Source organism: Kocuria himachalensis, assembly GCF_054784195.1.
The window spans coordinates 60,761-69,026 of the sequence record NZ_BAAGPL010000015.1 but is presented as its reverse complement, the minus strand read 5'-3'; the positions used below and the strand labels follow the sequence as shown (position 1 = coordinate 69,026).

Sequence of the window (8,266 nt, the reverse complement as noted above, 5' to 3'; positions counted from 1 at the left end):
ACTCCGAGCACCGTCCCGACCCGAGGAGCATCCACCATGGCTGACGCAGCACGCGCCGCCCGACTCGCCGACCGGATCAAGGTCGTCGTGGCCCAGGCGCTCGAGCGCCGGGTCAAGGACCCCCGGATGGGCTTCGTGACCATCACGGACGCCCGCGTCACCAACGACCTCCAGCACGCCACCCTGTACTACACGGTGTTCGGCACCGCGGAGGAGCAGGAGAGCACCCGCGCCGCCCTCGAGTCCGCCAAGGGCGTGCTGCGCAGCGAGGTCGGCCGCAACATCACGGCCCGCCTGACCCCCACTCTGACCTTCGTCCCGGACGAGATCCCGGTCAACGCCTCCCACCTCGAGGAGGTGCTGCGAGCGGCCAAGGAGAAGGACGCCGAGGTCGCGGCCCAGGCCGCCGGCGCCAGCTGGGCGGCGGGGGAGGACCCCTACCGGAAGCCGGCCGAGGAGGACGACGAGTCCTCCCCGGACCGCTGAGCAGGCGGAGGCACCGGGGAAGTGACCCGCACGAACACTGACGTCCCGCGCCCGGACCCGTCCCTGCCGACGCCGTCCGGGCTCGTGGTCGTGGACAAGCCCGCCGGCTGGACCAGCCACGACGTCGTCGCCCGCACCCGCCGCCTCGCGGGCACCCGCAAGGTCGGCCACGCCGGGACCCTGGACCCCATGGCCACGGGCGTGCTGGTCCTCGGCGTCGACCGGGCCACCCGCCTCCTGACCTGGGTCGTCGGGCAGCACAAGACGTACGCGGCGACGATCCGGCTCGGCCTGACCACCGTGACCGACGACGCCGAGGGAGAGGTCCTCGACGTCGCCGGCCCCGGGGCCGTGGCCGCGGTGGACGAGGACGCGGTGGCCGCCGGCGTCGTGCGGCTCACCGGGGACATCCAGCAGGTCCCCGCGAAGGTCAGCGCCATCAAGGTCGAGGGCCGCCGCGCCTACGCCCAGGTGCGCGCCGGGCAGGACGTGGAGCTCGCCGCGCGCCCCGTCACCGTGTCCGAGTTCGCCGTGCACCGGCTCGTGCGCACCGCCGACGACGCCGGGCGGGCGGTCCTCGACGTCGACGTCACCGTGACCTGCAGCTCGGGCACCTACGTCCGGGCCCTGGCCCGGGACCTCGGCGCCGACCTCGGGGTGGGCGGTCACCTGACCGCGCTGCGCCGCACCCGGGTGGGCGCGTGGACCCTCGACGACGCGTCGACCCTCGACGAGCTCGCCGCGGAGGTGGCCGCCGGCCGCCCGCTGCCCGTGACGAGCCTCGAGGAGGCCGCGGCCGGGCTGTTCCCCGCCCGCCGGCTGACCGCGGCGGAGGCCGAGGACGTCGCCCACGGCCGCCGGATCGGCCCCAGCGCCGGGGACGGCGGTGATGATCTCGGCGGGCACCCCGGTGGGAGCGCGCTCGACAACGACACGGTCACCGCCGGCTTCGCCCCCGACGGGCGGCTCGTGGCCCTGCTGTCCGACCGCGGCCACCGCGGCGAGCGCACCGCCAAGCCCGTCCTGGTCTTCCTGCCCGGGGAGCGGTTCCCCGCGCCGCCGCACGCCCCCCGGGGGGAGCGCTGATGCTGGGGGGCTACGACGGCTGGTTCTGGGCCGCGGCCCTGCTGGGCGCCCTGTCCTTCCTGGTGTGCGCGGTGCAGGCCGTGCGCGGGCGGCAGCCGGACGACTGGACCCAGGGCTCCGTGCTGCTGCTCGAGGCGTTCCTGCTCGTCCACGCCGTGGGCTCGGTCGTCATGCACGTGCTGGGCCCGGGCCCCACCGGATCGGCCCTCGAGCACTGGGGCTACCTGCTGACCGCGCTGCTCGTCCCGGCGGGAACCTTCGTGTGGTCCCTCGTGGAGCGCTCGAGCTGGTCCAACTGGGTGCTCGCGGCCGCGGGCCCCGTGGTCGCGATCATGGTGTACCGCATGAACTACATCTGGTACTACCAGTGAACCCCCGGACCGCCACGACCCCGCAGGAGACGTCCCGATGACGCACGAGCCCTCGCAGAGCGGCCCCACCCGGCTGCAGCAGCGCTTCGGGCCACGCGCCGCCACGGCGCGCGGCGACCGCAAGTCCTCGGGCTTCGGCCGGCTGGTCGTCGTGGTCTACGCCGTCTTCTCCCTCTCGGCCGGTGTCCGCTCGCTCTACCAGATCTCGACCGGCTTCGGGGCCGCGCCGCTGCCGTACCTGCTCTCCGCCTTCGCCGCGGCCGTCTACGTGGTGGCCACCGTGGCCCTCGCCCGGCCCGGCCCCCGCTGGCACCGGCTGGCCACCGCCGCCGTGGCGGTGGAGCTGGTCGGCGTGCTCGGCGTGGGCCTGCTGTCGGTGCTCGCCCCGGAGCTGTTCCCCGAGGCCAGCGTGTGGTCCCACTTCGGGCAGGACTACGGCTACGTCCCGCTGGTGCTGCCCGTGGTCGGCCTCGCCTGGCTCCGCCGGTCCCGGCCCCGGGCCGGGCGCGCCCCCGCCTGACCGCTCGCCCGTCCCGGACAGCGACCCGGCACGCACCGGGTAGGCTCGGTCGCGGGCCGGAGCGCCCCGCGCCGCACGCCTCCCGAAAGGATCCCCGCCGATGCCCGTACGCCCCGACGGCGCCGAGGACTACGACGTCCCCGTCCTCACCGACGGCACCGTGGTGCTGCGCCGGCTCGAGGAGCGCGACGTCCCGCAGCTGGCCCGCAACTGCGCGGACCCCGCGGCCGCGGAGTTCACCACCGTGCCCCTGGGCTACACGGAGGCCGATGCGCGCTGGTACGTCGAGGAGTTCGTCCCCGCGGCCTGGCGCGCCGGCCGCGAGTACAACTGGGCGGTCGCGGACGCCCGCACCGACCGGCTGCACGGGACGGTGGGGCTCAACGCCCTGCGGGGGACCACGGCGGACATCGGGCTCAACTTCGGCCCCCACGCCCGCGGCACCGGCGCCGCGGAGGCCGCCTGCCGGCTGCTGCTCGAGCACGCCTTCGGGTCCCTGGGCCTCACCCATGCATACTGGATGGCGAAGGTCCCCAACTGGGCCAGCCGCAAGCTCGCCTGGAGGCTCGGCTTCCGCTCCCCGGTGCGGATCGACGGGTTCATGGAGCAGCGCGGCGCCTCGGTCGACGCCTGGATCCTGACCCTCGGCGCGGAGGACCCCCGCTCCCCGCAGGCCCCGTGGGACGGCCCGCCGTCCCCCTCCGCCGCCCACCCGGAGGAGCCCGGCGGCCCGCATCGGCCCGTGCGGCCGCGCCCCGCCCCGCCCCGACCCTGACCTGCCTGTCCCGTTCCTGCGAGGAGAACCGTGTTCCGCTGGCGAGATCTCTCTGACGTCCCCCCGGGCTTCGGCCCGTCCGTGGTCACCATCGGCAACTTCGACGGTGTCCACCGGGGCCACCAGCGGGTGCTGTCCCAGCTCGTCGACTCCGCCCGGGAGCGGGGCTGGGCCTCGGTGGTCGTGACGTTCGACCCGCACCCCGCGCAGGTGCACCGCCCCGACGGCCACCCGGGACTGATCATGGGCATCGAGGACAAGCTGGACGCCCTCGAGCGGACCGGGGCGGACGCCGCCCTCGTGCTGGAGTACACCCTGGAGTTCGCGGAGCAGTCCACCGAGCAGTTCGTGCTCGGCACCCTCGTGGGACCGCTCGGGGCGCGTTGCCTCGTGGTGGGCGAGGACACGCGCCTGGGCAAGGACAACTCCGGCAACATCGACACGCTCCAGGAGCTGGGGCGGCGCCACGGGTTCGAGGTCCGGGTGGTCGACGACCTGCTCGATCCCCTGCACGAGGAGCACCCGGAGCACGCCCCGGCGGCGACCACGGCGGGGGGACGGCGCTGCTCCTCCACGTGGATCCGGGCCTGCCTGCAGGCGGGCGACGTCCGCGCGGCCGCCCGGCTGCTCGGACGCCACCACCGGGTGCGCGGCGAGGTGGTGCACGGGGCCGCCCGGGGGCGGGAGCTCGGCTACCCCACGGCCAACCTGTCCCCGGACGCGGCCGGGTTCGTCCCCGCGGACGGGGTGTACGCCGGGTGGCTGGTCGACGCCCACGGCACGCGCTGGCCCACCGCGATCTCCGTGGGTTCCAACCCCACGTTCGAGAACGTGCCCCGGCAGGTCGAGGCGCACGTCATCGACCGCCCCGAGGAGCGGGTCGAGGACTTCGACCTCTACGGCCAGGAAGTGGTCGTGGAGTTCGTCGCCCGGCTGCGCGGGATGGTCGCCTACGAGGGCGTCGACAAGCTCGTCGCGCAGATGGACGACGACGTCGAGCGCACCCGGGGCATCCTGGCGGCCGAGGCCTGAGCCCCGGCCCGCCCGCTACATCTCCTCGTGGCTGTTCGGGTCGTAGCCGGACCCGCTGATCCCCGTGTGCAGCATCTGCATCCGGTGCATCTGGTCCTCGTCCAGCTCCCAGTCGAAGACGTCGAGGTTCTCGGCCATGCGCCGCGGGTCGGAGCTCTTCGGGACCGGCACGGTGTGCGACTGCAGGTGCCAGCGGAGGACGACCTGCGCCGGGGTTCGGCCCGTCCGCCGGGCGATCCGCGCGATCCACTCGTGCTGGAGCAGGTCGGTCTTGCGGCCCAGCGGGGACCAGGCCTGGGTGACGATGCGGTGCTCCTGGTGGAACTCCCGCAGCCGCTCCTGCTGGTACTGCGGGTGCAGCTCCACCTGGTTGACCGCCGGCGTCTCGCCGGTCTCCTCGACCAGGCGCCGGATGTGGGCGGGGGTGAAGTTGGACACCCCCACCGAGCGCACGAGTCCCTCCTGCTGCAGCTCCAGCATCGTCCGCCACGTCTCGACGTACCGGCCGACCGAGGGGTTCGGCCAGTGGATGAGGTAGAGGTCCACGTGGTCGGTGCCCAGGCGCCGCAGGGAGCCCTCGAGCGAGCGGCGCACGGAGTCCGTGCCGTGGTCCCGGCCCGGCAGCTTGGTGGTGAGGAACAGCTCGTCGCGCGGCACGCCCGCCGCCGCGATCGCGCGCCCCACGCCGGTCTCGTTGCCGTAGTTCACCGCGGTGTCCACCATCCGGTACCCCAGCATCAGGGCCTCGGCGACGTCGGCCTCGGCCGCGGCGTCGTCCATCGGGTAGGTGCCCAGCCCGATCGCGGGAATGCGCCGGCCGTCCCGCATCGTGTGCGTGCGGTCGGCGACCGCCAGGCCCCGCCCGTCCTTCTCGTCCTTGCTCACGCGCTGCTCCTGCTCGTCTCGTCGTGCCGGTCCCGTCCCGGCGCCCGGATGCCCGGGCCGGTGTCCCTCCCATCTTGGCCCACCGGCCGGGGGACGCCCAGCGCAGCGCGCCGCGCCGCCCGGGGGTGGGGCGGCGCGCCCGGGTCCGCTAGACTGGACGGCGGTCCGACTGCAGTCCGTGGTTGTCGGACCCCCGGGAGCTCCCGGGACCCGGCGACGAGCCCGTCGCCCGGGCCGCACGGTACTGACTCGAACGGAGTTACACGTGGCACTCGACGCCGCCATCAAGCAGGAGATCATCAAGGACTTCGCGACCCACGAGGGCGACACCGGTTCGCCCGAGGTGCAGATCGCGGTCCTGACCCGCCGGATCGCCGATCTGACGGAGCACCTGAAGCAGCACAAGCACGACCACCACACCCGCCGCGGCCTGATGGCCCTGGTCGGTCGCCGTCGCCGCATGCTGACCTACCTGCGCGACACCGACATCACGCGCTACCGCACGCTCATCGAGCGGCTCGGCCTGCGCCGCTAGTCGGCACCCGGCGGCGTCCGCCCGGCAACGGGAGGACGCCGCCGAGCACCACGCCCGCACGGCACGGCAGCCGCACGGGTGCACCGCACCACCAGAGACAAGCACCATCGAACACCAGACGGGGCCACCGCGCCGATCATTCGCGGTCCTCGGTAGTGATCTCCGGACACCGGACGGCCCCCGCGGCCCCGGCCCTTCCGTGGATCTCGATCGAAGACCGGGTGACGCGCGGACGGTCCCGCCGACACGAAACGGAGGTGACCCTTGGAGGGTCCCGAGATCCAGTACGCCGAAGCCGTCATCGACAACGGCTCCTACGGAAAGCGCGTCGTGCGCTTCGAGACCGGCCGCCTCGCCAAGCAGGCCGCCGGCTCCACCCTCGTCTCCATCGACGAGGACACCACCATGCTCGCCGCCACCACGGTGGGCAAGTCCCCCCGCCAGGGCTTCGACTTCTTCCCCCTGACGGTCGACGTCGAGGAGCGGATGTACGCCGCCGGGCGCATCCCGGGCTCGTTCTTCCGCCGCGAGGGCCGTCCCTCCACGGACGCGATCCTCACCTGCCGGCTCATCGACCGCCCGCTGCGCCCCGCCTTCGGCAAGGGCATCCGCAACGAGGTGCAGGTCGTCGTCACGATCCTGTCCATGAACCCGGACGAGATCTACAACACCGTGGCGATCAACGCCGCGTCGATGGCCACGACCCTGTCCGGGATGCCCTTCCAGGGCCCCGTCGGCGGCGTGCGCGTGGCGCTCATGGCCGGCGAGAACGGCCAGCACCAGTGGGTGGCCTTCCCGAAGCACTCGCAGCTCGAGAACGCCGTGTTCGACATGGCCGTGGCCGGCCGGGTCGTCACCGGCAAGGACGGCACCGAGGACGTCGCGATCATGATGGTCGAGGCCGAGGCCACCGACAACTCCTGGAACCTCATCAAGAACAACGGCGCCGTGGCCCCCACCGAGGAGCTCGTGGCCCAGGGTCTCGAGGCCGCCAAGCCGGCGCTGAAGGCGCTGTGCGACGCCCAGGCCGACCTGCGGGCCCGCGCCGGCAAGCCGGAGATGGAGCTGCCCCGCTTCGGCGGCTTCGGGGACGACGCCCGGGAGGCCGTCGCGGCCTCCGTCGGCACCCGGCTCGCCGAGGTCTACTCGATCGCCGACAAGCAGGAGCGCGAGACCGCGACCGACGAGCTGCACCAGGCGACCCTCGCGGAGCTCACGGGGGAGGGCCGGCCCTTCGCCGAGCGCAAGGACGAGGTCAACGGCGCCTACCAGGCGCTGACCAAGCAGACCGTGCGCCAGCGGATCCTCACCGAGCAGGTGCGCATCGACGGCCGCGGCCTGACGGACATCCGCCAGCTCACCGCCGAGGTCGAGGTCCTGCCGCGCGTGCACGGCTCCGCGATCTTCGAGCGCGGCGAGACCCAGATCATGGGCGTGACCACGCTGAACATGCTGAAGATGGAGCAGCAGATCGACTCGCTGTCGCCCGTCAAGCACAAGCGCTACGTGCACCACTACAACTTCCCGCCGTACTCCACCGGCGAGACCGGCCGCGTGGGCTCCCCGAAGCGCCGCGAGATCGGCCACGGCGCCCTGGCCGAGCGCGCCATCACCCCGGTGCTGCCCTCGCGGGAGGAGTTCCCCTACGCGATCCGGCAGGTCTCCGAGGCGCTGAGCTCCAACGGCTCCACGTCGATGGGCTCCGTCTGCGCCTCGACCCTGTCGCTGCTCAACGCCGGCGTGCCCCTGCGCGCGCCGGTCGCCGGCATCGCCATGGGCCTGGTCTCGGACGAGGTGGACGGGGAGACCCGCTACGCCGCGCTGACCGACATCCTGGGCGCCGAGGACGCGCTGGGCGACATGGACTTCAAGGTGGCCGGCACCTCCGAGTTCGTGACCGCGATCCAGCTCGACACCAAGCTCGACGGCATCCCCTCCTCGGTGCTGGACGCCGCGCTGACCCAGGCCCGCGAGGCCCGGCTGCACATCCTCGGTGTGCTCAACGCGGCCATCGACCAGCCGGACGAGATGAGCGAGTTCGCCCCGCGAGTGATCTCCGTGACCGTCCCCGTCTCCAAGATCGGCGAGGTCATCGGCCCCAAGGGCAAGATGATCAACCAGATCCAGGAGGACACCGGCACCGACATCTCGATCGAGGACGACGGCACCGTCTACATCGGCGCCACCGACGGCCCTTCGGCCGAGGCGGCCCGCGCGGCGATCAACGCGATCGCCAACCCGCAGGTCCCCGAGGTCGGCGAGCGCTACCTGGGCACCGTGGTCAAGACCACGACCTTCGGCGCCTTCGTCTCTCTCACCCCCGGCAAGGACGGCCTGCTGCACATCTCGGAGCTGCGCAAGCTCAACGAGGGCAAGCGCGTCACCGACGTCGAGGACGTCCTCGGCGTGGGCCAGAAGGTCCAGGTCGAGATCACGAAGGTCGACGACCGCGGCAAGCTGTCCCTGGCCCCCGTGGTCGCCGAGGAGCCCAACGTCTTCCCCGAGGACGACGCCACCGACGCCGCCGAGGCCTGAGCCGGGCCCGTCCCGAGCACAGCACCGCACGAGCACAGAAA

General features: G+C 73.4%; 9 protein-coding genes. 8 read left to right on the top strand and 1 reads right to left on the bottom strand.

The genetic code is table 11. The annotated features are described in order from the left end of the window. Positions 1 to 36: 36 nt before the first annotated feature. From rbfA to ACYVM4_RS09560, 6 genes are all read left to right on the top strand, one after another. Positions 37 to 486 (top strand): 30S ribosome-binding factor RbfA, encoded by a 450-nt coding sequence (gene rbfA, locus ACYVM4_RS09585; RefSeq protein WP_368820663.1) that lies wholly within the window; start codon positions 37 to 39, stop codon positions 484 to 486. A 21-nt stretch (positions 487 to 507) separates the two neighbouring features. Beyond that, on the top strand, positions 508 to 1,572 hold the full coding sequence (truB, locus tag ACYVM4_RS09580; RefSeq protein ID WP_460668372.1) for a tRNA pseudouridine(55) synthase TruB: 1,065 nt from the start codon (positions 508 to 510) through the stop codon (positions 1,570 to 1,572). Further along, positions 1,572 to 1,943, top strand: coding sequence for a hypothetical protein (locus tag ACYVM4_RS09575; RefSeq protein WP_368820661.1), 372 nt, complete (start codon positions 1,572 to 1,574; stop codon positions 1,941 to 1,943). Before truB ends, ACYVM4_RS09575 begins: the two co-directional genes overlap by 1 nt. Before the next feature lie 37 nt (positions 1,944 to 1,980). Further along, positions 1,981 to 2,463 (top strand): hypothetical protein, encoded by a 483-nt coding sequence (locus ACYVM4_RS09570; protein ID WP_460668371.1) that lies wholly within the window; start codon positions 1,981 to 1,983, stop codon positions 2,461 to 2,463. Positions 2,464 to 2,563: 100 nt separating this feature from the next. Beyond that, on the top strand, positions 2,564 to 3,238 hold the full coding sequence (locus ACYVM4_RS09565; RefSeq protein ID WP_460668370.1) for a GNAT family N-acetyltransferase: 675 nt from the start codon (positions 2,564 to 2,566) through the stop codon (positions 3,236 to 3,238). Between the two features lie 30 nt (positions 3,239 to 3,268). Beyond that, positions 3,269 to 4,270, top strand: coding sequence for a bifunctional riboflavin kinase/FAD synthetase (locus ACYVM4_RS09560; RefSeq protein WP_460668369.1), 1,002 nt, complete (start codon positions 3,269 to 3,271; stop codon positions 4,268 to 4,270). Between the two features lie 15 nt (positions 4,271 to 4,285). On the opposite strand, the gene ACYVM4_RS09555 is transcribed toward ACYVM4_RS09560, so the two are convergent. Further along, on the bottom strand, positions 4,286 to 5,155 hold the full coding sequence (locus tag ACYVM4_RS09555) for an aldo/keto reductase (protein ID WP_368820657.1): 870 nt from the start codon (positions 5,153 to 5,155) through the stop codon (positions 4,286 to 4,288). Positions 5,156 to 5,420: 265 nt separating this feature from the next. On the opposite strand from ACYVM4_RS09555, the gene rpsO reads away from it, so the two are divergent. Further along, on the top strand, positions 5,421 to 5,690 hold the full coding sequence (gene rpsO / locus ACYVM4_RS09550) for a 30S ribosomal protein S15 (RefSeq protein ID WP_017832923.1): 270 nt from the start codon (positions 5,421 to 5,423) through the stop codon (positions 5,688 to 5,690). Between the two features lie 264 nt (positions 5,691 to 5,954). Further along, on the top strand, positions 5,955 to 8,225 hold the full coding sequence (locus tag ACYVM4_RS09545; RefSeq protein ID WP_460668368.1) for a polyribonucleotide nucleotidyltransferase: 2,271 nt from the start codon (positions 5,955 to 5,957) through the stop codon (positions 8,223 to 8,225). Positions 8,226 to 8,266: the final 41 nt, after the last annotated feature.